The 22,266-nt window shown below is 54.3% G+C and carries 18 protein-coding genes; 10 read left to right on the forward strand and 8 right to left on the reverse strand.

What is annotated here, in order from left to right; all coding sequences use genetic code 11:
• Window positions 1–114: 114 nt before the first annotated feature.
• From rpmI to pstS, 5 genes are all read left to right on the forward strand, one after another.
• Window positions 115–315: a 50S ribosomal protein L35 gene (gene rpmI / locus FKW31_RS05820; protein ID WP_003622898.1), complete on the forward strand. Its 201-nt coding sequence runs from the start codon at window positions 115–117 to the stop codon at window positions 313–315.
• 14 nt (window positions 316–329) lie between these two features.
• On the forward strand, window positions 330–689 hold the full coding sequence (rplT, locus tag FKW31_RS05825) for a 50S ribosomal protein L20 (RefSeq protein WP_003622900.1): 360 nt from the start codon (window positions 330–332) through the stop codon (window positions 687–689).
• A gap of 164 nt (window positions 690–853) precedes the next feature.
• Complete coding sequence (gene pheS / locus FKW31_RS05830; RefSeq protein WP_063353904.1) at window positions 854–1,924, forward strand: phenylalanine--tRNA ligase subunit alpha; 1,071 nt, start codon at window positions 854–856, stop codon at window positions 1,922–1,924.
• A gap of 3 nt (window positions 1,925–1,927) precedes the next feature.
• Window positions 1,928–4,387, forward strand: coding sequence for a phenylalanine--tRNA ligase subunit beta (pheT, locus tag FKW31_RS05835; protein WP_150178042.1), 2,460 nt, complete (start codon window positions 1,928–1,930; stop codon window positions 4,385–4,387).
• Window positions 4,388–4,406: 19 nt separating this feature from the next.
• Entirely contained in the window at window positions 4,407–5,453 is a 1,047-nt protein-coding gene (gene pstS, locus FKW31_RS05840; RefSeq protein ID WP_150178043.1) for a phosphate ABC transporter substrate-binding protein PstS, read from the forward strand.
• A 97-nt stretch (window positions 5,454–5,550) separates the two neighbouring features.
• Here pstS and FKW31_RS05845 read toward each other — a convergent pair whose 3' ends face one another.
• The gene (locus tag FKW31_RS05845) at window positions 5,551–7,260 is read right to left on the reverse strand and encodes an ABC transporter substrate-binding protein (protein ID WP_150178044.1); all 1,710 of its coding nucleotides are present in this window, start codon (window positions 7,258–7,260) and stop codon (window positions 5,551–5,553) included.
• A gap of 122 nt (window positions 7,261–7,382) precedes the next feature.
• Entirely contained in the window at window positions 7,383–7,622 is a 240-nt protein-coding gene (locus FKW31_RS16345; protein ID WP_231621180.1) for a hypothetical protein, read from the reverse strand.
• A 268-nt stretch (window positions 7,623–7,890) separates the two neighbouring features.
• On the opposite strand from FKW31_RS16345, the gene FKW31_RS05860 reads away from it, so the two are divergent.
• Window positions 7,891–10,491, forward strand: a complete 2,601-nt coding sequence (locus FKW31_RS05860; protein ID WP_006115118.1) for a cation:proton antiporter — start codon at window positions 7,891–7,893, stop codon at window positions 10,489–10,491.
• Between the two features lie 80 nt (window positions 10,492–10,571).
• On the opposite strand, the gene FKW31_RS05865 is transcribed toward FKW31_RS05860, so the two are convergent.
• Window positions 10,572–11,123, reverse strand: coding sequence for an HdeD family acid-resistance protein (locus tag FKW31_RS05865; RefSeq protein ID WP_193561067.1), 552 nt, complete (start codon window positions 11,121–11,123; stop codon window positions 10,572–10,574).
• 272 nt (window positions 11,124–11,395) lie between these two features.
• On the opposite strand from FKW31_RS05865, the gene rpsD reads away from it, so the two are divergent.
• Complete coding sequence (gene rpsD / locus FKW31_RS05870) at window positions 11,396–12,013, forward strand: 30S ribosomal protein S4 (RefSeq protein WP_035351514.1); 618 nt, start codon at window positions 11,396–11,398, stop codon at window positions 12,011–12,013.
• 99 nt (window positions 12,014–12,112) lie between these two features.
• The gene (locus tag FKW31_RS05875; RefSeq protein WP_035351513.1) at window positions 12,113–13,660 is read left to right on the forward strand and encodes a peptide chain release factor 3; all 1,548 of its coding nucleotides are present in this window, start codon (window positions 12,113–12,115) and stop codon (window positions 13,658–13,660) included.
• A 19-nt stretch (window positions 13,661–13,679) separates the two neighbouring features.
• On the opposite strand, the gene FKW31_RS05880 is transcribed toward FKW31_RS05875, so the two are convergent.
• The 5 genes from FKW31_RS05880 to FKW31_RS05900 all read right to left on the reverse strand — a co-directional run bounded on the left by FKW31_RS05880 (window position 13,680) and on the right by FKW31_RS05900 (window position 20,619).
• A complete protein-coding gene (locus FKW31_RS05880; RefSeq protein ID WP_150178046.1) occupies window positions 13,680–14,417 on the reverse strand; it encodes an NUDIX hydrolase in 738 nt (245 codons plus the stop codon).
• Window positions 14,418–14,514: 97 nt separating this feature from the next.
• A complete protein-coding gene (locus FKW31_RS05885; RefSeq protein ID WP_006115123.1) occupies window positions 14,515–15,546 on the reverse strand; it encodes an isocitrate/isopropylmalate dehydrogenase family protein in 1,032 nt (343 codons plus the stop codon).
• Window positions 15,547–15,643: 97 nt separating this feature from the next.
• Complete coding sequence (locus FKW31_RS05890) at window positions 15,644–17,425, reverse strand: aminopeptidase P family protein (RefSeq protein WP_150178047.1); 1,782 nt, start codon at window positions 17,423–17,425, stop codon at window positions 15,644–15,646.
• Between the two features lie 42 nt (window positions 17,426–17,467).
• Complete coding sequence (locus tag FKW31_RS05895) at window positions 17,468–18,388, reverse strand: 50S ribosomal protein L11 methyltransferase (RefSeq protein WP_150178048.1); 921 nt, start codon at window positions 18,386–18,388, stop codon at window positions 17,468–17,470.
• Entirely contained in the window at window positions 18,388–20,619 is a 2,232-nt protein-coding gene (locus tag FKW31_RS05900; RefSeq protein WP_193562047.1) for an ATP-dependent helicase, read from the reverse strand. Before FKW31_RS05900 ends, FKW31_RS05895 begins: the two co-directional genes overlap by 1 nt.
• Window positions 20,620–20,664: 45 nt before the next feature.
• Between FKW31_RS05900 and FKW31_RS05905 the strand changes: the two genes are divergently transcribed.
• Window positions 20,665–21,489 carry a RadC family protein gene (locus FKW31_RS05905; RefSeq protein WP_150178050.1) on the forward strand — a complete coding sequence of 275 codons (825 nt, stop codon included), beginning with the start codon at window positions 20,665–20,667 and terminating at the stop codon, window positions 21,487–21,489.
• The gene (locus FKW31_RS05910) at window positions 21,486–22,250 is read left to right on the forward strand and encodes a RadC family protein (RefSeq protein ID WP_150178051.1); all 765 of its coding nucleotides are present in this window, start codon (window positions 21,486–21,488) and stop codon (window positions 22,248–22,250) included. The genes FKW31_RS05905 and FKW31_RS05910 overlap by 4 nt, the downstream gene beginning before the upstream one ends.
• Window positions 22,251–22,266 lie beyond the last annotated feature (16 nt).

Consider the following 22,266-nt stretch of genomic DNA (forward strand, 5'->3'; position numbering starts at 1 on the left):
TTCCGTTAAGGGAGCGCATTCGCACACGCGTCCGGGCTTGTAGGGCATGCCCGGCCGTGGTTGGTTACCTTATAATTAAGGTAACGTTATCCAGAGTTTTTCAGGAGTGTTGAAATGCCCAAGATGAAGACCAAGTCGTCGGTCAAGAAGCGGTTTAAAATCACCGCAACCGGCAAGGTGCTCTCTGGTCCGTGCGGTAAACGCCACGGCCTTATCAAGCGCACACAGAAAATGAAGCGCTCCGCACGCGGCACGCAGACCATGACCCCGCAGGACGGCCGTACCGTCAAGCAGTGGGCCCCCTACGGGCTATAAGGAGCATCTGATTCATGGCACGTGTAAAACGGGGTGTTACCACCCTTGCTCGTCATAAAAAGGTTCTGGAACTGGCCAAGGGTTATCGCGGCCGCTCCTCCACCAACTATCGCATTGCGCTGGAACGTGTTGAAAAGGCACTGCGCTATGCTTACCGTGACCGCCGCAACAAAAAGCGTGAATTCCGCGCTCTGTGGATTCAGCGTATCAACGCTGCGGTGCGCGAACATGGCCTGACCTATAGCCGTTTCATTAACGGTCTGGACAAGGCTGGTATCGAAATCGATCGTAAGGTGCTGGCCGCCATTGCGTTTGATGATGCCGCAACCTTTGCTGAAATCGTAAAGAAGGCTCAGGCTGCTCTGGCTGCCTGATCTGCCTGTCTGATACGATAAGGTTGAAGAAAAGGCCGTCCCACGTGGGCGGCCTTTTTGCTTGGTGCCGGTGAGGGAGGATGTGGTTTTCCCTCTTGGGGCTTTTCTCCCGCTGCGGGAGATTGTATCCGCCCGGTAAGCATTTTCTCCTCGCGTGAGGTTTCATGAGCAACGATCTTGAGATTCTGCGGCAGGAAGTCCTGTCCGAACTGGCTGGCGCCACAGACCTGAAAGCATGGGATGCTGTGCGTGTCAGCACCCTGGGAAAATCTGGCAGGCTGACGGCTTTGCTCAAAGCGCTGGGGAAAATGCAGCCCGATGAACGCAAAGCCCGTGGTGTGGCGCTCAACCGCCTGCGTGATGAACTCACCCGTGCAATTGAAGCGCGCGGTAAAGAGCTGGAAGCCGCAGCGCTGGAAGCCCGTTTGGTTGCAGAGCGGGTGGATGTTACCCTGCCACCACCACCGGTAGAACGGGGTTACCTGCACCCCATCAGCCGCACGATTGAAGAAATGACCGCCATTTTTGGCGCCATGGGCTTTAAGGTGGCAGAAGGGCCGGATATCGAAACAGACTGGCACAACTTTTCCGCCCTCAACACGCCCGATCATCATCCTGCACGTACGGATCATGATACGTTTTATTTGCCGCCACAGCCGGGGCTGGATGTTACGCGCGTGCTGCGTACCCAGACATCTGGTGTGCAAATTCGTACCATGCTGGCGCAAAAGCCGCCTATCCGCGTGATTGTGCCGGGCCGTACCTACCGGGCCGATCATGATGCCACGCACTCCCCCATGTTCCACCAGTGCGAAGGCTTGGTTGTGGGCAAGGGCATTACACTAGGGCACCTGAAAGGCTGCCTGATTGAATTTTTGCGGGCGTTCTTCGGTAAGCCGGAATTACCGGTGCGCTTCCGTTCCTCCTACTTCCCGTTTACCGAACCTTCCTTGGAAGTGGATATCGGCTGGTCTCGTAAAACTGGTGAGATCGGCGGTGGAGAAGACTGGTTGGAAGTGCTGGGCGCAGGCATGGTGCATGCCCGTGTGCTGGCCAACTGTGGGTTGGACCCGCGTGAATGGCAGGGCTTTGCCTTTGGCATGGGCATTGAACGGCTGGCTATGTTGAAGAACGGTATTCCCGATCTGCGTTCGTTTTATGAAAGTGATATCCGCTGGCTGCGCTATTATGGGTCGGACCCGCTTGCGCCCGCGCTACTGCATGAGGGGGTGTGAGGAATGAAGTTCACGCTATCTTGGTTGTATGACCATCTGGATACGCAGGCCACGCTGGAAGAAATCTGCGCAAAGCTGAACCAGATCGGGCTTGAGGTTGAAAGCGTTGAAAACCGTGGCGCGGCGATTGAGCCATTTTTAACCGCCCGTATTTTGGATGCCCAACCGCACCCTAATGCAGACCGCCTTCAGGTGTGCCGGGTAGATGCGGGCCCCGGTTTTCAGGATGTGCAGGTGGTATGTGGTGCCCCCAATGCACGCAAAGGGCTAGCTGTTATTTTTGCCAAACCGGGTACCTATGTGCCGGGCTTGGATATTACCATCAAGGCTGGCAAGATTCGTGGTGAAGCCAGCGGCGGTATGCTGTGCTCCCTGCGTGAATTGGGCCTTGGTGAAGAAAGCAACGGCATTGCAGAACTGCCGGAAGATACGCTGCCCGGCCAGTCCTATGCTGATTTTGCTGACCTTGATGATGTGGTGATCGACATTGCCATTACCCCTAACCGGGGTGATGCGCTGGGCGTACGCGGCATTGCGCGGGATCTGGCTGCTGCAGGGCTTGGCACGTTGCGCCCGTGGCTGGCAGAAACGGTGGAAGGCACATTTGAATCCCCGGTGGTGTGGGATATCTCCTACCCAGAAGCCTGCCCGTGGGTGTTGGGCCGCACTATTCGTGGTGTGAAAAATGGCCCTAGCCCGGAATGGCTTCAGCGCAAGTTGGAAAGCATTGGCCTGCGCCCGATTTCCGCGCTGGTGGATATCACCAACTATTTCTGTTTCGATCTCGGCCGCCCGCTGCACGTGTTTGATGCTGCCAAAATTGCCGGTGGCAAGCTGACAATCTGCCGGGGTGAGGGGGAACAGTTCCGGGCGCTGGATGGGCAGGATTATACAGTTGGCCCAGAAGACTGCGTGATTGCAGATCAGGCTGGCGTACAGTCTTTGGCCGGAATTATGGGCGGTGAAGCCACAGGTGCAACAGCAGAAACCACAGATGTATTTGTGGAATGTGCCCTATTTGATGCCGTGAAAATTGCTCTGAGCGCTCGCCGTGTGGGGGTTTCCTCGGATTCCAGCTATCGGTTTGAGCGTGGGGTAGATCCAGCCCTGCCAGTTTCGGCGTTGGAAGCGGCAACACGCCTGATTATTGAACTCTGTGGTGGTGAGGCCAGCGAAGTTGTTTCTGCCGGGGCGCAGCCTGCTTGGCAGCGTGATGCCACGTTGCGTTTTGCCCGCGTGCGTGATCTGGGTGGGCTGGATGTGCCTGCTGATGAAAGCGTGGACCTGCTGGAAAAACTGGGTTTTGAGGTGCAGGACCGTAACAATACGCAGGTGCGTGTAAGCGTGCCATCATGGCGGAATGATATTGCCCAAAAGCCTATTCTGGCACAGGGCGAGGGTATTCCGGCTGATGTTGCCGCCAAGGCTGCGGAAGGTGTTGCCGCTATAGAATCAGAAAGCGATCTGGTTGAAGAAGTGCTGCGCCTTAAAGGGCTGGATGCCGTGCCTGCGGTGCCGCTGCCATCTGTGGTGGTTGTGCCAGAAGCTGCACTTACGCCTCGTCAGGCGCGTCTGGCACTTGCGCGGCGCTTTTTGGCTGCTCGCGGGCTTACAGAAACAGTCGGTTTCTCTTTCGTCTCGCACGAGGAGGCTGAACGGTTTGGTGGCGCGCCGGAATCCCTGCGTTTGCTCAATCCCATTGCGTCTGATCTAGACCAGATGCGCCCCACCCCCATGATCAATCTGTTGGCTGCGGTTAAGCATAACAGCGCACGTGGCTGGGGAGATCTGGGGCTGTTTGAAGTTGGCCCAGCCTTTGCTGAAAATGGCCAGCAACCTGTGGTAGCCGGTGTGCGCTCTGGCCATACACCGCGTTATCCGGGGCAGGCGGGGCAGCCTGTTTCTCTGTGGGCGGTTAAGGCAGATGCGCTGGAACTGCTCCAGCAGCTTGGTGTAAACCCAGATGCCATGAGCACCACCACAGATGCGCCGGGCTGGTATCATCCCGGTCGTTCTGGCGTGCTGCGGCAGGGGCCCAAAAACGTGCTGGCCTATTTTGGTGAATTGCATCCATCTCTGCTTCAGGCCGAGGGTATTGATGTGCCGGTTGTAGGGTTTGAATTGCTGCCAGATATGGTGCCCGACCCCAAACGCAAAAAGAAAGTCGCACCGCGTCTTTCTGCGTTCCAGCCAGTGCGGCGTGATTTTGCATTTGTTGTGGCGCGCGATGTACCGGGTGAAAAATTGCTGCGTGCCGTGCGTGGGGCAGAGCGCCAGCTTGTTGCAGATGTAAGCCTGTTTGATGTGTATGAAGGCCCGCACGTGCCAGAAGGGCATCGCTCTATTGGTGTGGAAGTTACGCTTCAGCCAATGGATAAAAGCCTGACAGATGCGGAACTGGAAGCTGTATCTGAAAAAATTGTTGCCGCTGTTACCAAGGCAACGGGTGCAACCCTGCGTTAAGCAGAAGGAGCTGGGTTGTATGAAGGAAAAGCGCATCATGGCAGGCAGGGCTGAAAACATGAGTTGGAAGAAAACTGTTTTCCTGTCTGCCTTGTTGTGTGGCTTAGCGGGTGGCGTTTTGCCACAGGCGCGGGCCGAACAAATTACAGGGGCCGGTTCCAGCTTTGCCGCGCCCTTGTATCAGTCATGGTCTGCTCATTCTGCGGCGCAAACCGGTGTGCAGCTTAATTATCAGACCATTGGTTCTGGCGCTGGGCAGAATCAGGTTTTGGCTGGCACAGTGGATTTTGGTGCATCCGATGCCCCAATGTCTCATGCGCGGCTGGAGGCTGGGCATTTGCTCCAGTTTCCTACCGCTATTGGTGGCATTGTTGTTATTGCCAATGTACCAGGTGTGCCAGAAGGTGCGTTGCGTCTTACTGGCCCCGTTCTGGCAGCTATTTATGATGGTTCCATCACGCAATGGAATGATCCGCAGATTGTTGCGCTCAACCCCGGTGTCACGTTGCCGGATCTGCCCGTGGCTCCGCTACACCGGGCAGACGGATCTGGCACAACCTATGTGTTTACAGAATATCTCGGCCGGGTTTCCCCCACGTGGGAGAAGCAGGTGGGGCGCGGCACGTCTGTTGCATGGCCTGTTGGTGCAGGTGCGCGCGGGAATGATGGCATTGCCTCTTACGTAAAAAATACAGAAGGCAGTGTGGGGTATGCGGAATACGCTTATGCGGAACGCAACCACCTTTCCACCGTTGTTCTGCAAAACCGGGCAGGGGAATTTGTGGTGCCCTCTGTTAACAGTTTTACGCGGGCGGCAGAAAACGCCACGTGGGATCAAGCAGACATGACAGCTTCGCTTTGTGATGCAGACGGAGCCGGAAGCTGGCCGATTGTAACCACCACCTATGCATTGGTGCCGCGTGAAGCAAATGAGGCAAACCACGGAAACGCTGTAAGAACGTTCTTCCGTTGGGGCGTGAAGGATGGAGAGGCCGCCAGCCGGGAACTGGACTATGTGCCATTGCCTGCAACTGTGCGAGATGCCGTTCTGGAGCGGCTGAAATAGGCGGATAACAGGGTTATTCGGTTCTTCCCGCGTTCATCCTGCGGTTGTCCCACGTTTCATCCACAGATTCTGTGGATAACGTATGAACCGGGATAAGTTACTGCACCCATGCCTGAGAGAACAAAAGCTGGTTTACGGGTGTAAACAACAGGTTTTTCAGGCGTGGGGATGTTAAAATTACAGCATCTTTTTCAATGGCTGGAGCTACGGGGGCTTGTTCCATAACCAGTTTGTCGGCCTCTTGCCACAAGGCGTTTTGTGCTTGGGCTGTCAGGCTAACATCCGTTTTGGCTTTATCCATCAGTCTTTGCACATCGTGATTGCAAAAGCCGGGAATATTGATGGAGCTGTCTGAACCGGGATGAATATTTTCACACCCCAATAAAGCATCCAAAAAATTGGAAGCCGATGGATAATCGGCAGACCAAGAGGCCACGCCAATCTGCACATGGTTATCTGAATTCTGCATGTAGGAAAAAGCCAGCGCACTGCTAAGTGGGCGTAGGTTGGCGCGGTAGCCAAGGTTTTGCAACATATCCCGCACCCATGCGCCCATAGCCAGATCAACACTGGTATTGGCAGCAATTACGGTGACTTTCTGGCCATATGTTCCGCTTTCACGCACCAGATTGCGGGCTTTTTCCATATCCACGCCACGCCACATAGGGGCAGGGGATTCGGGAGAGGCATCTTTAGTATAAAAACACTGCGTAGAGGGTGCTGGCAAAGTAGAAGGCAACATCCCGCAGAGTGGCCGCGCAATACCGGGGCCGCCATAAAGAATGGTCATGGCCTTGCGGTTGAGTGCGTAATTGACGGCTTGCCGCGCCTTGAGTGAAGAAAAAGGCGCCTCCCGCATGTTCATGGGTAGGAAATACATGGCCGGGTGGCGCAACACATGTGTCTGGCCAGCAAAGCGACTGCCTAATTCCCCAAGTCGGTCTAGGGGGATGGGGTCTGCCATCCAGTCATACTGTCCGTTTTCTACGGCGGTTACGGCAGCTTCATCCGGTATGCCAAAGGTGTATTCTATGTCATCAGGATAGCCGAGAGGCTGTGCCTGTGCACTCCATTCTTTAAAATATGGATTGCGTGCCAGCTTTAAAAATCGGTTCGGGTCATACACTGTAAGCTGATAGGGGCCGGTGCTTGGTAAAGGCACATTGCCGGTATCATGGTCTGGCGTATTGGCCGGTAAAATCACGGCGTGCGTAAATGCCAGCTTATGCAGGAATTCTGTATCAGGCGTTGTGAGATGAAATGTAATGCTGCGCGTGGCAGGGTTTTCTACAACCCCTTCAAGCTTGCAATCTGTTGGGCTGCGTAGGCAGGCATCGGCCCCTTTGATAGCCCCGTAAAAAGACCCTGCCGTTGGGCTGCCAACACGAAAAATCCGTCGGAAGGATGCCACAACATCAGCCGTGGTGACAGGCTGCCCGGTGGAAAAAATAATGCCTTCACGCAGGTGGAAAGTGTAGGTCAGGCCGCCATCTTCGGGGTGTGGAAGGTCTTCAGCCAAATCTGGCACCACGTCTGCCCCAGCCAGACCATCTGCTTTGCGGAAGGTGGTCAACCCATCATACACATTGGCAAACAGATTAATGTATTTGCCGGAGTAATTGATCTGGGGATCTAATGTGCCGCCAGAAGAGGCCGCAACCAAGCGTAAAGTGCCCCCCATATGTGGGACGGATGCGGCAGGGGCATCTAAAACAGGCGCGGCCATACCTGCTTTTGTTGCGCTGGCCGTAAGCAGCAGACAAAAACAGGCACAGCGAAACAGCTTGCCAGACTTACTGGCCAGAATTCTGCTCCATAGCCGCTTCCGGGGAAGGAGATGTCATCAACGTGCTAAGGTTTTTGTAAAGGGACGACACCATCATTATGCCCACAACTATTGTGGCGATAATAATGCAGATTCGTACAAATTTACTGGTCATAGCGCATTGAGCCGCCACCATAGTTGGTGGTGGAGTGCTTATAAGGGTTGGTACCCTGCTGCGGCGTAAGAGGGGGGCGGTACCAGCCAGGCGCAGCACGCCCATGGTTTGAGCCGGGGTGATAATAGTGCCGGTGCGGATCATGCGCGCAGGCAGCAAGCCCAAATCCGGCCAGCAACATAAGGGCGACCTTGTAAGTACGCCGCAATGAAGAAAACTGTTTCATCATACCTCCAACATAGCGTTGTTTGGGCCTGTTCGCCAAGAACAAAGCAGGTAGGCGCTGATATGTGGCGTGCAAGCCCGATACGTTCACATAATGGCAAGAAAATGCGTGAATAATGAGGCCAATGCCTTGGGGAATATGGCTAGGGCAGTGCATGCCATGTTAGGGATAACGCGTATATAATGCGGAAGCTGCCATTTCCTTGCCCTATCATGATGATAACGGCTCAGGCAGTATGGATGTTGGTGTTGGATATAGGGAATAGCGTGGCATGGCGGTAACGGGTCTGGCAGCGGTACTGCTTGTTATTGCGCTGCTTTTGGTGGTGGTGAGCACCGTGCAGCCCATTGCGCGCAAGCTGGAACTGTCTGAAACGGTTCTACTGGCTATTGTGGGTATTATCATCGGGTCTTTGGCAGATGTGGCTCTGCGCAGTTCCCACACTTCGGCTTTCAATGGCATTGCAGAGGCGCTGCTTGATTTCCCGCTGAACAGTGAAGAATTTCTGCTCATCTTTCTGCCCGCGCTGGTGTTTCAGGGCGCGTTGGCCATTGATGTGCGGCGTCTTGCGCATGAAACAGGTACTGTTTTGCTTTTGGCTGTGGTGGCGGTTGTTATTGCCACGGCCACTATTGGTTTTGCGTTGTATCCCTTTGCCCAGATGCCGCTGGTGGTCTGCCTGCTGCTTGGATCTATTGTGGCCACGACTGACCCTTCCGCCGTGGCCGGGATTTTCCGAGATATTGGGGCCGCAACACGCCTGACACGGCTGGTGGAGGGCGAGGCGCTGCTGAATGATGCGGCGGCTATTTCCATCTTTTCCATTCTGCTGCCTTCCGTCACGCTGCATAAAGCCATCCATCTGGGTGATGCGTTGATCTCCTTCGTGGTCTCCTTTGTGGGGGCGCTTATTGTTGGGGTGGTTGTCGGGCGGCTCACATTGGTCATGATGTCCGCTATTGCCAGTTCGGCAGCGGAAATTACGCTAACAGTGGCGCTGCCTTACGTGGTGTACATCCTCTCAGACGAAATTCTGGGGGTTTCCGGCGTGGTGGCCACAGCGGCCGCAGGGCTTACGCTGTCTGTGTACGGGCCATCCACCATTCGGCCGCAAACGTGGCTGTTTCTCAACCAGCTTTGGCAGCAATTGGTCTTTTGGGCGGGATCCTTGGTGTTTGTGCTGGCTTCCATGCTGGTACCGCGCCTGCTGGTGGGCATGACCCGGTGGGATTGGGTGCTTATCCTTATTGCCAGCGTGGCGGGGCTGGCTGCACGTGCGGCTGTGGTGTTTGGCATGTTGCCGCTATTGGCATGGACACGTCTTTCCCCACCCGTGCCCACACCATTTAAGGTGACAATGGTGTGGGGGGGCTTGCGTGGGGCCATTACATTGGCGCTGGCGTTGGCCGTTACGGAAAACGAACACGTTTCTACGCCGGTTGCGCATTTTATCGGTATTATTGCCACTGGGTTTGTGTTGATTACGCTGCTTGTTAACGGCACCACGCTGCGTTCCCTCGTGCTGTTTCTCAAGCTGGATCGTCTGTCCCCCATTGATGAAGCCATGCGCCATCAGGTGCTGAGTATCGGGCTGGGCAATGTGTGCAACCGCGCCAAGGAACTGGGGGATGAACTTGGTTTCAGCGCAGATGCCACGCGCTCGGTTGTTGATCATCTAGAACGCCGGGCAGAGGAAGAACAGGCAGCTAATGAGTTTGACCGCGCACTGTCTGATATCCAGCGCGTTAATCTGGCGCTGATTACCATTGCCAGTCAGGAACGCTCCATGCTGCTGGATCTGTTCCGTATGCAAGGGCTTTCTCGCCGGGTGATGGAAACATTGCTACGGTCTTCCGAAGCGGCAATTGATGGTGCACGGCTGGAAGGGCGTTTGGGGTATGTGCGCGCGCTGCGTAAACGGCTGAGCCCATCTTTGCGCTTCAAGGCGGCGCAATGGGTGCATAATCATTTGCATCTGGATCGGCCGCTGATGCTGTGCATGGCGGAACGGTTTGAAATGCTGATGGTGGCGCATTTCATTTCCATCTCTCTCACACGTTTCATGCACGAGCGGCTGGAGCCCACATTGGGCAGCCGTATTGGGGAAATTGTGGCCGAGGTGCTCTCTCGCCAGCGCAAGTTGCTGGATGAGGCGCTGGAAACCTTGCGCTTGCATTATCATGGCTATGCCGAGGCGCTGGAAAACCGGATTTTCCGCCAGATTGCCCTGCGCCTGGAAAGTGAAGAATACACAACCCTGCTTTCAGAATCCCTTATCAGTGATGAACTTAGCCGTGAACTGCTGAAAGAGCTGGAACGCCGCAGGCATCGTCTGATCAAGCGGATGAGCTTTGATCTGCGCAGTGGCATAGAAGACCGGCTAAAACATGCAGCCATCTTTAAGGGGTTGCCGGGGGCAGAACTGCATGATCTGGCCACGACCACATCCTTGCGTTTTGTGGCCCCGCAGGAGGTAATCTGCCGGAAAGGGCGCAAGATGGGCGCCATCTATTTTATTAGCGCCGGTTTGGCAGAAAGCCACGTTGCGGGGGCCGATGTGCTGTATGGCGCAGGTGATCTGATAGGCGCGCAGGAGGCTTTGCATGGCTGGCGTTGCCCCGGCACCATCCGTGCCGTGCAGTTTGGGCATTTCATGGTGATTACGGCCAGCCGCTTCCAGCGCTTGATTGAAGATTACCCCGTGGTGCTGGAAAACATTCAAAACATCCTGCGCAAGCGTGAAGCAGGCGAGCGGCCTATTGCTCTTTTGCCTGGCTCAAACCGTAAGGTGGAGGATGATGCTGGCAAGGATGCGCTTATGCTGTTGGCTCCCAAAAGCCAGTTGCCGCCTTCATCCACACCAAAAGAATAAGCGGCCTTCATTATGTGGGCATAAAAAACGGCGCGGAGCCAACAGGCCCGCGCCGTTTTTGTATATATACGCCGTAAATTTTATAGGCGGGTAATGGGTGGCGGCACAGAATTGCTCTGGCGTAGGGCAAGGCCAATTTGTAGCCAGCTTATGCCGCTTACAATCAGTTCTGCACCCACAAATGTACCAATCAACCACAGGCCAGACCACGGCAAGGTAAAGTACAGGCAGAGGCCAACAAGCAGGCTGATAAGCCCGCTACCCAGAATAATCACCCAGCCCGGCATACCGCGTGCTTGCAGGGCCAGAACGCAGCGCAGCACGCCTACAACCACAAAGCAGGCAGATACAAAAATGGTAATGGCAACAGAGCCCGTGGCTGGTTCTTCTATAAGAAGGTAACCGCCAGCGGCGTAGAGAAGCCCGCATAGCAGGGAAAAAATAAAGCCGCCCCAATCGCGTACAGCAAAGGCATGTACTATCTGCATAATGCCAGCAGCAATTAGCAGTGCGCCAATAAATATGGTGCTGGCAAGGGTTACGGAAACCGCATCAATACAGGCAATAAAGCCCAATATAATAAGGGCGAGACCCAACGCCACAAATAGCCCCCATTTTTTAGCAAATGGCATGCTGAGTAATCCTTTCTTTTCAATTTTATGGGTCGATTGCACGACTATGCACTGCAGAATGGAAGAAAGCGCAACGGAAAAAGTTGACACTGCGCCCGGGGTTTCGTAATTCCTGCCTCCATTGCCGGGAATGTGGACAAATCGGCCAGAAGGGGAACACGCCCCGCTGGTAATACGGTTTGCGCCCGCTCCGATCCGTGGTGGACGGGGACTACCGGTGTAACGACGGACATCTGCCCGATGTTCCGCCTGTTAAGAGAGAAGAGCGCACTATGAGCAAGCGCCTTGAGAGCAAGTATAAAATTAACCGTCGCCTTGGTGTAAACCTGTGGGGCCGCGCCAAATCTCCGGTTAACCGTCGCGAATATGGTCCGGGCCAGCATGGCCAGCGCCGTAAGGGCAAGCCGTCTGACTTCTCCGTTCAGCTGATGGCTAAGCAGAAGCTGAAGGGTTACTACGGTAACATTACAGAAAAGCAGTTCCGCCGCTATTATCAGGAAGCCGTGCGCCGCAAGGGTGATACGTCTGAAAACCTGATCAACCTGCTGGAACGCCGTCTGGATGCCGTTGTGTACCGGATGAAGTTTGCAATCACGCCGTTTGCATCCCGTCAGTTCATCAGCCATGGCCACATTCTGGTTAACGGCAAAAAGATGAACATTCCTTCCTACCTCGTGAAGGATGGTGACGTTATCGAAGTGCGTGAAAAATCCAAGCAGCTGGCTATCGTTCTGGATGCCGCGCAGTCTGCCGAACGCGATGTGCCGGAATACATGGAAGTGGATCATCGCCAGATGAAGGGCACGTACCTGCGTGGCCCGCAGCTTTCCGATGTGCCGTATCCGGTGCAGATGGAACCGAATCTGGTGGTCGAATACTACTCCCGTTAATCGGCGTTTAGGTTCGTTTTATACCGCGCCGGGTGGAGGGATTTCTCTCCATCCGGCGTTTGCCGTTTTTACTCATGTTTGTTTCGGAACAGAGCCCTTATGTCTGATACCGCATCCGCCCCTCTTAGCAGTGACATTACCCGCCGCCGGACCTTTGCTATTATCTCGCATCCGGATGCTGGTAAAACCACGCTGACAGAACGGATATTGCGGGCAGGTGGGGCTATTCAGATGGCGGGCAACGTGCGCGCCAAGGGCGAACGCCGCCGCACACGGTCTGACTGGATGGGCATTGAGCGTGACCGTGGGATTTCCGTTGTCAGCTCGGTCATGACATTCGATTACGGCGGCTGCGTATTCAACCTGCTGGATACACCCGGACATGAAGACTTTTCTGAAGATACCTACCGTACCTTAACAGCCGTAGATTCCGCCGTAATGGTGATTGACGCCGCTAAGGGCATTGAAGATCGTACACGCAAGCTGTTCGAGATTTGTCGTCTGCGTGATATTCCGATTGTTACCTTCATCAACAAGATGGACCGTGAGGCGCAGGATCCATTTGCTCTGCTGGATGAAATTGCATCATCCCTTGCGCTAGATACATCTCCTGCTACATGGCCGGTGGGGCGCGCGGCCACGTTTGTTGGCACTTACGATATTCTTACCAAAAAACTGCACACAACGGTTGATCTGCCAGAAGATGATGCCCGCCTTGTGCAGATGCGTGAGGAACTGGAGCTGGTAGAAGCCGCGCTGCCGGAGTTTGATAAAGAATCCTTCGATGCCGGACACCTTACCCCCGTGTTCTTCGGGAGTGCGATCAAGGAAATTGGGGTGACCGATCTGCTGGATGCACTGGTGGCTTTTGGCCCGCCCCCGCGCGATCAGGCCGCAGAAACCCGTGTGGTAAAGGCCACGGAGCCGAACATGACGGCGCTGGTGTTTAAAATTCAGGCGAATATGGACCCCAACCATCGTGACCGTATTGCCTTTGCCCGTATCTGTTCTGGCAAGCTAAGCCGTGGCATGCGCCTTAAACACACGCGCACAGGCAAAAGCTTTGCAGTGCATACGCCACAGTTCTTTTTTGCGCAGGATAGACATCTGGCAGAAGAAGCCTTCGCTGGGGATGTGGTGGGTATTCCCAACCACGGCACCTTGCGCATTGGCGATACGCTAACAGAGGGTGAAGATATCCAGTTTACCGGTGTGCCGCATTTTGCCCCGGAAATTCTGCGCCGCGTGCGGCTGGATGACGCCATGAAGGCCAAAAAGCTCAAACAGGCGCTGGTGCAGTTGGCGGAAGAAGGTGTGGTGCAGTTGTTCCGCCCGCAAGATGGCGCGCAGCCGATTGTTGGCGTTGTGGGTACTTTGCAGCTTGATGTGCTGCAATCTCGCCTGAAAGCAGAGTACGGTGTAGCCATTGGTTTTGATTCCACGCCGTATTCTTTGGCCCGCTGGATTACTGGCCCGCGTGAAAAAATTGAGGCCTTTGCCGCTGCACATCGCTCCGCCATGGCGGATGATCTGGATGATGATCCGGTGTTTCTGGCCACGTCAGCATTTATGATGCGCCGTACGGAAGAACAGAACCCGGATATCAACTTCCATGATATCAAGCAGATTGGTGTGGAAATTAAATAAGCAATTTAACGCTGGCGCATCATATGGTGCGCAGTGTTTTGCTTTTTTGCTCATGTTGCAGAAGGTACTGGCTGGTTGGCAGAATAGCGTTTTGCTCCAGCCATGTTGCTACGTTTTTGGCAGGTACGCAGGCCAGCATGTCGTATTCTTTATTGGCATGTTGCTTCCAACTTTCTTCTACTTTTTCAAAAGTCAGTCGGGTTTTTAACACAAGCCCAATATCCAACACGCGGGTATGAGGGTGCCGCACTGCCATAAGTGGCTGTTCAACCTGTAGATCTTTGGCATCCAGCCCCAATTCTTCTGTGGCTTCTGCTAAAATCTGTTCGGCCAGATTGATACTTTCGGCATCTGTGCGTTTTTCAATGCTACCAGCAGGCGGGCTTTGCCAAAAATTTCCCTGATAGATAGATGATGGGTTACGGCGGCCTAACACATATCCATCTGGCGTACGCACCAACCCGACCACAGCTAATGGTTGCAGCCGCAAAAATGGAAAAAGCGCAGGGTTCTTCATTTGCGCGAATACGCGACGATACTCTGTCCAGTAACCTTTAATAACGGTACGCGTTACGCAGGTGGCCGAAAAGACGCAGCCATTAAATAAGGCTGGCGTTGTTGCACAGGCTTGCTGCCAGAGATGCGTAATTTCCTGCTCGATATCTGCCAGAACAGCCGGAGGTGATGGTTCTACATCAATGCGGAATGAAGCAGAAAGGGGGAGGGCAGGCCATGGGCCACCAAAAAAACGGGTCATGCCTTACCCTAATGTGAGATGCGGTTAAAAGAAAAGGGAGCCACAAGGGCTCCCTTTCCATCGCAATCGGTTTTTTGAACAGCCGTAATGCTGAGTATCAGGCAACTGCCTGTTTCAGAGCTGCTGTCAGATCCTTTGTGGTGGCATTGCCGCCCAGATCCTTCGTGCGCACTGTACCGTTGGTGATAACCTTTTTGATACCGGCATCAATACGGTCAGCCAGATCATCACGGTTCACGTGGCGCAGCATCATAACAGCAGCCAGCAGCAGAGCCAGTGGGTTGGCAATGCCTTTGCCTGCGATATCTGGTGCAGAACCATGCACGGCTTCAAACACAGCGGCTTTTTCACCAATGTTTGCACCCGGTGCCATACCCAGACCACCAACCAGACCGGCCGTAAGGTCAGAAAGGATGTCACCAAACAGGTTGGAGGTTACAATCACATCAAACTGCCACGGGTTGATGACAAGCTGCATGGCGCAGGCATCTACAATCCGTTCATTGAATTCAACGCGGCCTTTGTATTCTTCTGCAACCTTGCGGCCTTCTTCAAGGAACAGGCCTGTCAGCAGTTTGAGGATATTGGCCTTGTGAACAATGGTTACCGTTTTGCGGTTATTCTTGACCGCATATTCAAAGGCAAACTTTACAATCCGGCGGCATTCTGCGCGGGAGTTAAAGCCAGAGCTTAGCGCAATGCCCTTGGGGTCATCCCCTACCGGAATGTAATGTTCCATTGCTGCGTAATAACCTTCAAGGTTTTCACGGAACAGAACAAGGTCGATATCATCAAACCGACCACCGGGAATGATGGTTTTGGTTGGGCGCAGGTTGGCAAACAGGCCAAATTCCTGACGCAGGGTTACGTTGATGGATTTAAACCCACCACCAACTGGAGTTGTCAGCGGGCCTTTCAGGGCCAGGCCAGTGCGCCGGATGCTTTCGATTGTCTGCTTGGGCAGCGGATCATTTACCGCGTCCACACCCGCCATACCGGCCAGTTGGCGATCCCATACAAATGGGGCCCCAACGGTATCCAGAATTTCGGTAACTGATTCAACAATTTCAGGGCCGATGCCATCACCTGCAATAAGAGTGGCTGGAATGGTCTTGCTGTCTGTCGTCATTCTGAGAAGCTCCCTTCAACTTCGTAGCCTGTTTTGCGCCCGTTTTACGGTGCATGCGATTCTCAATTTCGTGACCAGAGAGGAAAGACTCCGTCTCTCACGGCTTCTTGAGAGGTGCGCATGCTGTTTTCAGCCATTTCTGTGCATCAGATGGCAGGTGAGGGCCTACCTGATCCAAGATTTGAGCATGGTACGCGTCCAGCACGGCGGTATCTTCCGGGCCTAACAGGGCGAGGTCAATCAGCCGTCTGTCAAAAGGAGCCAATGTAAGGGTTTCAAATGCCAGAAAAGCTCGATCGGAATGCGGCATGTCATTCCGGCGGATCATTACCAGTGTTTCCAGACGAATGCCGTAGGCGCCGGGTTTGTAAAAGCCCGGTTCGTTGGAAATCACCATGCCTTCTTCCAGCGTAATGGGAGAAGGCATTTTAGAAATACGTGCAGGCCCTTCATGCACGGAAAGAAAGCTGCCAACACCGTGGCCGGTGCCGTGGTCATAATCCAACCCAGCCTGCCACAGGTCAAACCGTGCCAGTGCATCTAGCGCGTGGCCTTTGGTGCCAACAGGAAACCGCGCACGGCCCAAACGTAAATTACCTTTGAGCACGCGGGTAAATACGTCTTTCAAGCTGGCCGGTGGCGCATCAGGGCCTGTCCAGACAGTGCGGGTAACATCGGTTGTGCCTTCGGGGTACTGGCCACCGCTATCAATCAGATAAACTTCGTTATTCTGAAGTTTTCGGTCACTTTCCGGCGTAACGCGGTAATGAATAATGGCTCCATTGGGGCCAGAACCGGAAATGGCGGGAAAGGATTCCTCCCGGTAGTCCTTCCCTTCAGCACGAAAGGCATCAAGCTGTGTAGCGGCTTCAAGCTCTGTGCAGTTGCGGCCCTTTGTATCCAGCCAATGCAGGAAACGGCAAAGTGCGACACCATCACGCAGATGGGCTGTACGCATGCCCATCTGTTCCACTTTGTTTTTGCGGGCCTTGGGCAGCAGGCACGGGTCTGGTGTTTCCTGCACTGTTGCGCCGTGGCGGGTGAGCGTTTGGCCAAACCAGACGGCATTGCTGGCAGGATCTACACCAACGGTTTTGCTTTTCAGGGTTGCCAGAATCTGCTCCATCTCCTGCGGTGCATGCACGCGCACGGAAGAGCCAAGCCATTCCTTAATGTTTGTCGGGATTTTTTCTGGCTTTATAAATAGATCGACTGAGTTGTTTGCATGCACCAGCGCAAATGCCAAAGCTACGGGTGTGCAGGGAATATCGGAGCCTCGAATATTCAGTAGCCACGCAATAGAGGCGGAATCGCTCAGAACCGCAGCATCCTGACCATTCTGGGTAAGAATTGCAGCAATTTCCTGCCGTTTTTCGGCAGAGCTGCGGCCAGCAAAAGCCAGCGGGTGCATACAGGCTGGGGCAGAGGGAAAAGCCGGGCGATCTGCCCAGATATCATCCACCAGATTGCGGGATGTTGGCACCAGTATGACGCCGCTTTGGGCTACAAACGGGCGTAGTTCCGCAGCACTCATCACACGCGGATCATACCCTACGCGGGTTTCTGGTTTGGCTTGCTCCTTCAGCCACATGGCCGGAGGTGTCTGGCTGATATGCAGGCGTTGCCAGCACGTACCGTCCACCTGTTGATCCATCTGGGTAATGTAACGACCATCAGAAAACACAGCGGCGGTATGGGGCAGCACAATGGCTATGCCTGCGCTGCCCGTAAAACCAGTTAACCATGCCAGACGTTCAGCACAGGCTGGTGTGTATTCCCCCAAAAACTCATCGCTATGGGGCACAATCAGGCCATCCAACCCCTCGTTTTGCAAAAGGGTGCGCAGCGCAGCCAACCGGGCGGAAGATGCAGACGTCATGAAAACTGTGTCCTGAAATAACGTAGGAAAAGAAAAGGCTGATCAGGCTGTTTTTCGAACAGGAAGAACCGGGCGGCGTAGAATAAGGGTGGCCCATTCTCCTTCTGTCAATTCCTGCTCAAGAACCAGCCCCTGCCGCCGATGCGCGGCCAACACCATACGTACCTGTGTGCGCAACAACCCTGCCAGAATAACCGTGCCGCCGGGGGCCAGATACCGTGCCAGATCTTTGGCCATCAGGCACAAAGGGCGGGCCAGAATATTGGCAAAAACCAGATCAAACGGTGCGGCCTTCCAGATGGCAGGCGTTTGCCACCCATTGCCCAAGCGGCATGTAAGCAGGCGCCCAAGCTGGTTACGCTTGGCATTTTGTGCCGCTACGCGCACAGACCACGGCTCAATATCCACTGCCAACACTTTTTGGTGCAGCAATGCCGCAGCAGCCATGGCCAGAATACCGGTGCCGCAGCCCAGATCCAAAATCCGGCGAGGGCGACGGTAAGCCACACGCTCCAACGCGCGCAGGCACCCGCGGGTGGAGCCATGCTCGCCTGATCCAAAAGCTACGCCCGCATCCAGCGTGAGCACAATTCGGGTGGCATTTTTAGAATCGGGCAAATGCGTGCCGCGCACCACAAAACGGCGGCCCACTTCCTGTTCGGGAAAAGCCTCATACGTGCGGGCCAGCCAGCCTTCTGCTTCCGTGCTGGTGCGTTCCAGTGGAGCGGTAACGCCACTTGTCAGTTCGGCCAGCACAAGGCTGGCGGTTAGTTCATCTTCCCGGTGTCCGGTATCTTTCACGCCTTCTACCCGCCACAAGGTGCCTTCCGGGTTGGCCTCAAAAATACCAACCGTGGCGCACACGCTGCCAATGGCGTTTTCGTAAGCTTCCACCGCCGCTTCCGGCACAGTGACAGAAATGGTTTCAAGGCTGGTGGCATGACGGCGGGTAGGAGGAGCCATTAGATTTTCTCGATAAAGGATGAAAGAAGACGTTTGGTGCCGACAGATTCAAAAGACACTTCAACATGGTGCCGATCTGCCGAAATAACGATGCCTTCCCCAAAGCGGGGGTGGCGTACATGGTCACCCAGTTGCAGTGCCGGTGCGGCTTCCAGCATGGGGTCTTTTCTGCGGCGGGCAATAATGGGGCCGTTATCAAACACGGATTCGGAAAGGTTAAGGCCCTGGCGTTGGAACGTACCGCCTTCATCATGGCGAACCACGTGTTCATCTGGCAGTTCGTCTAAAAAGCGGCTGGGCATGGAAGGCTGCCAGTTGGCGTAAATACGCCGACGGCCAGCATGAAAGATAATGGCTTCCTGCCGTGCGCGTGTAATGCCCACGTAAGCCAGCCTGCGTTCTTCCTCCAGCCCTTTCAGGCCACCTTCATCCAACGTGCGTTGAGAGGGAAAAACACCTTCCTCCCACCCGGGCAGAAAGACTGTATCGAATTCAAGCCCTTTGGCGCCATGCAGAGTCATGATGGACAGGTAATCATCTTGCCCGTTTTCATCATGATCCATCACAAGGGCAACGTGTTCTAAAAACTCGCCCAGCGTTCCAAAATCAGCCAGCGCACGTGTCAGTTCCTTAAGGTTTTCCAGCCGCCCCGGCGCATCGGGGGAGCGGTCCTGCCGCCACATATCCAGATACCCGCTTTCTTCCAGCAGGTGTTCAACAGCCACCACATGGCCTTCACGCGCTAAAATATCGCGTGTGCTGGCAAAGGCTTCCATCAACTGGCGCAAATGGGCGGCGGATTTTCCTTTAAGCGCGTTATCTTCCAGCAGCTTTTCCGTGCCGCCGGTAAGGGGCAGGCTATTGGCGCGGGCAGCAGCATGCAGCTTTTGCAACCCGGCAGGGCCAACGCCGCGTTTGGGTACATTGATAATGCGTTCAAACGCCAGATCATCCGCCGGTTGGCTTAGTACGCGCATATAGGCCAGTGCATCACGTATTTCTGCACGTTCATAAAAACGCAGGCCACCTACAATGCGATAGGGTAGGCCAGTTTGCATAAGCCGTTCTTCAAACGCGCGGGTTTGAAAGCCCGCACGCACCAGAATGGCTATTTCTTTTAAAGCGTGGCCTTGTGCGCGTAGTTTTTCTGCCTGTTCGCATACCATGCGGGCTTCTGTATCCGAATCCCACACACCAAGAACGCTAACTTTTTTACCTTCTGCATCTTCTCTGCCAGGGCGAAGTGTCTTGCCTAACCGTTCGCTATTATGGGCGATAAGCCCTGCGGCAGCCCCCAGAATATGCCGGGTAGAGCGATAATTGCGTTCTAGCCGCACAACCTTGGCGGAGGGAAAATCTTTTTCAAACCGCAGAATGTTTTCAACTTCTGCACCACGCCAGGAGTAGATGGATTGGTCATCATCCCCCACGCAGCAGATATTGGCTGGGCCTTCTGCGTGTTTGGCCAGCAGACGCAGCCAGAGGTATTGAATGGTGTTGGTATCCTGATACTCATCCACCAGAATGTAACGGAACAGGCGATGATACTGTGCCAGCACATCAGGCCGTGTGCGCAAAATTTCGGTCACATGCAGCATCAGATCACCAAAATCGCAGGCGTTCAGTTGCTTCAGGCGGGCCTGATACGCGGTGTAAATGGCGCGGGCGTGGCCGTTGGCAAAGTCCGAATCCTCGGAGGGGGTAATGCGCTCTGGTGTAAGCCCACGGTCTTTCCAGCGCTGAATAACGCCTAAAAGGCCAGGAGCAGGCCAGCGTTTGATATCAATCTGCCACGGGGCCATAACCTGTTTGAGCAGGCGCAGCTGGTCATCCGTATCCAAAATTGTAAAGCTTTGTGTGAGCCCCACATATTCGGCATGGCGGCGCAGCATACGCGCACACAGGGCATGAAATGTGCCTAACCATAGCCCTTCTGCCGGACTGCCCAAAAGCAGCCCAATACGCTCACGCATTTCTCGCGCAGCTTTATTGGTAAAGGTTACTGTCAGGATCTGCCATGGCTTGGCGCGGCCTGTCAGCAGGATATGCGCAAAGCGGGTGGTTAAAACCCGTGTTTTGCCTGTGCCAGCACCAGCCAGCACCAGCAAAGGGCCATCCGTTGTTTCAATAGCAGCGCGCTGTTCGGGGTTAAGACGAGCCAGATAACTGTCACCCGATGCAGACGGAGATGAAAAAAGCGAGGCGGAGGGGTGTTCGGACGTATTCACCATGCCTTTATATAAGCATGTGCGCTTCAGGCCAAACGGAGCAATGGAATGGGGAGACAGTCGGCTGAGCAGAAAAGGCAAAAAAAGCCCAGCAGCTTTGCAGTAAAGGCTGACACAACCCAAGGTTGTTTAAATGCACCGCAAGGTGCCCTGCCTGTTTTTGAAAGCACCGGCCCTACAGGGCATCGCAAACGTATGCGCCAACGCGTGTTAGCCCAGGGCGCAGCTTCCTTGGCTGATTACGAATTGCTGGAAATGCTGTTGTATGTCGGGATTCCACGTAAAGATACAAAGCCCTTGGCAAAAAGCCTTATCAATACGTTTGGTAATTTGCAGGCTGTGCTGGAAGCAGGAGAAGAAAATCTGCGCCAGATCAGTGGTGTTACACGGGCAAGTGCCGCAGTATTGCAAGATGTGGCCTGCGTGGCAGACCGGTTGCCAGAAAGTGGTGAGGAATCACGCCAGTTTTTGGGCAACTGGGACAGTATTTTAGAATATGCAGATGTTTATCTGGCAAATGCTCCCAGAGGGCAGGTGCGTGCCTTGTTTCTGGATAGCCGCAACCAGTTAATTGCCGATGAAACGGTGCCAGCGTTTTTGCATGAAGGCAGCAGCCATGAGGCTATGGCCTGTATTCGGCAGGCTGTGGCGCTGGTTTTGCAACGTGCATTGGCTTTGCATGCCTGTGCGTTGGTAACTGTGGATTTGGTGGCAGAAAATCAAACGCTGGATCAAAGCCTTGCGCAAAATGCGCCTTTTGTAAGGGAATTGCAGCGTAGCGCCCCATTGTTGGCGGTGGAGGTGCATGATCATATTACCATTGGGTGGGGTGAATGGCGTAGCTTTAACCACCACGCAGGGCCGAAATTTTGACGCGCCCACCTACAAAACCCGAAAAAAAAGCGACAAGTCAATTTGCTGATGCCACGCATTTTCGGCTGAATGTTTCAACTGCGGAAGCTATTGCGTTTCCAGCCGAAATTTATGGCGGCACAGTGCCGGAAGCTTCTGGGGCGGAAGAAACGGATTTTTCTCTGCTATGCAGGCTTATAGTACAGGCACAGCCGCGTAATGCGAAAGCACAGGAACAGGCGCAGAACTTATTACATGAATATGGAAACCTATCCGCAGTAATGGCAGCTATAAGCTGGCAGGAGCCAAGTAAAAGCATAAAGGCGTTGCCAGAGGCTGCACGCATTTTGCTGATGTTGGCGCGTGAAACTGGGTTGCGTATCCAACGCGCAAGATTACGCCGTTCCGGCATACTGGCTGATAGCACACAGCTTTATGCGTATTTACGGGCTGTTATGGGGCCTGAAAAGCGCGAACAGGTGCGCGTATTGTTTCTAAATGAAAAGCACCAGCTTCTGGTTGATGATGTTATGGGGCAGGGCACGGTGGATCATACGCCTGTTTACCCGCGGGAAATTGTATCACGCGCCTTGCAGCTCAAAGCTACTATTCTGGTGTTGGTGCATAATCACCCAAGCGGAGACCCAACGCCTTCAGCCGATGATGTGGTGATGACAACGCAAATTTGTGGTGCAGCAAAAATTATGAATATCCACGTATGGGATCATATTATTGTTGCCGGAGAAAAGCTGTTGAGCATGCGTGAAGCAGGGCTTCTGTAAATATCCTGCTTCACAC

The organism is Acetobacter sp. DmW_136, assembly GCF_008690365.1.
Classification (GTDB): domain Bacteria; phylum Pseudomonadota; class Alphaproteobacteria; order Acetobacterales; family Acetobacteraceae; genus Acetobacter; species Acetobacter oryzifermentans.

Coding starts and splice junctions, on each gene's coding strand:
- rpmI (WP_003622898.1), top strand. CDS start 115: ATGCCCAAGATGAAGACCAAGTCGTCGGTCAAGAAGCGGTTTAAAATC.
- rplT (WP_003622900.1), top strand. CDS start 330: ATGGCACGTGTAAAACGGGGTGTTACCACCCTTGCTCGTCATAAAAAG.
- pheS (WP_063353904.1), top strand. CDS start 854: ATGAGCAACGATCTTGAGATTCTGCGGCAGGAAGTCCTGTCCGAACTG.
- pheT (WP_150178042.1), top strand. CDS start 1,928: ATGAAGTTCACGCTATCTTGGTTGTATGACCATCTGGATACGCAGGCC.
- pstS (WP_150178043.1), top strand. CDS start 4,407: ATGAAGGAAAAGCGCATCATGGCAGGCAGGGCTGAAAACATGAGTTGG.
- FKW31_RS16345 (WP_231621180.1), bottom strand. CDS start 7,622: ATGATGAAACAGTTTTCTTCATTGCGGCGTACTTACAAGGTCGCCCTT.
- FKW31_RS05860 (WP_006115118.1), top strand. CDS start 7,891: ATGGCGGTAACGGGTCTGGCAGCGGTACTGCTTGTTATTGCGCTGCTT.
- FKW31_RS05865 (WP_193561067.1), bottom strand. CDS start 11,123: ATGCCATTTGCTAAAAAATGGGGGCTATTTGTGGCGTTGGGTCTCGCC.
- rpsD (WP_035351514.1), top strand. CDS start 11,396: ATGAGCAAGCGCCTTGAGAGCAAGTATAAAATTAACCGTCGCCTTGGT.
- FKW31_RS05875 (WP_035351513.1), top strand. CDS start 12,113: ATGTCTGATACCGCATCCGCCCCTCTTAGCAGTGACATTACCCGCCGC.
- FKW31_RS05880 (WP_150178046.1), bottom strand. CDS start 14,417: ATGACCCGTTTTTTTGGTGGCCCATGGCCTGCCCTCCCCCTTTCTGCT.
- FKW31_RS05885 (WP_006115123.1), bottom strand. CDS start 15,546: ATGACGACAGACAGCAAGACCATTCCAGCCACTCTTATTGCAGGTGAT.
- FKW31_RS05890 (WP_150178047.1), bottom strand. CDS start 17,425: ATGACGTCTGCATCTTCCGCCCGGTTGGCTGCGCTGCGCACCCTTTTG.
- FKW31_RS05895 (WP_150178048.1), bottom strand. CDS start 18,388: ATGGCTCCTCCTACCCGCCGTCATGCCACCAGCCTTGAAACCATTTCT.
- FKW31_RS05900 (WP_193562047.1), bottom strand. CDS start 20,619: ATGGTGAATACGTCCGAACACCCCTCCGCCTCGCTTTTTTCATCTCCG.
- FKW31_RS05905 (WP_150178050.1), top strand. CDS start 20,665: ATGGGGAGACAGTCGGCTGAGCAGAAAAGGCAAAAAAAGCCCAGCAGC.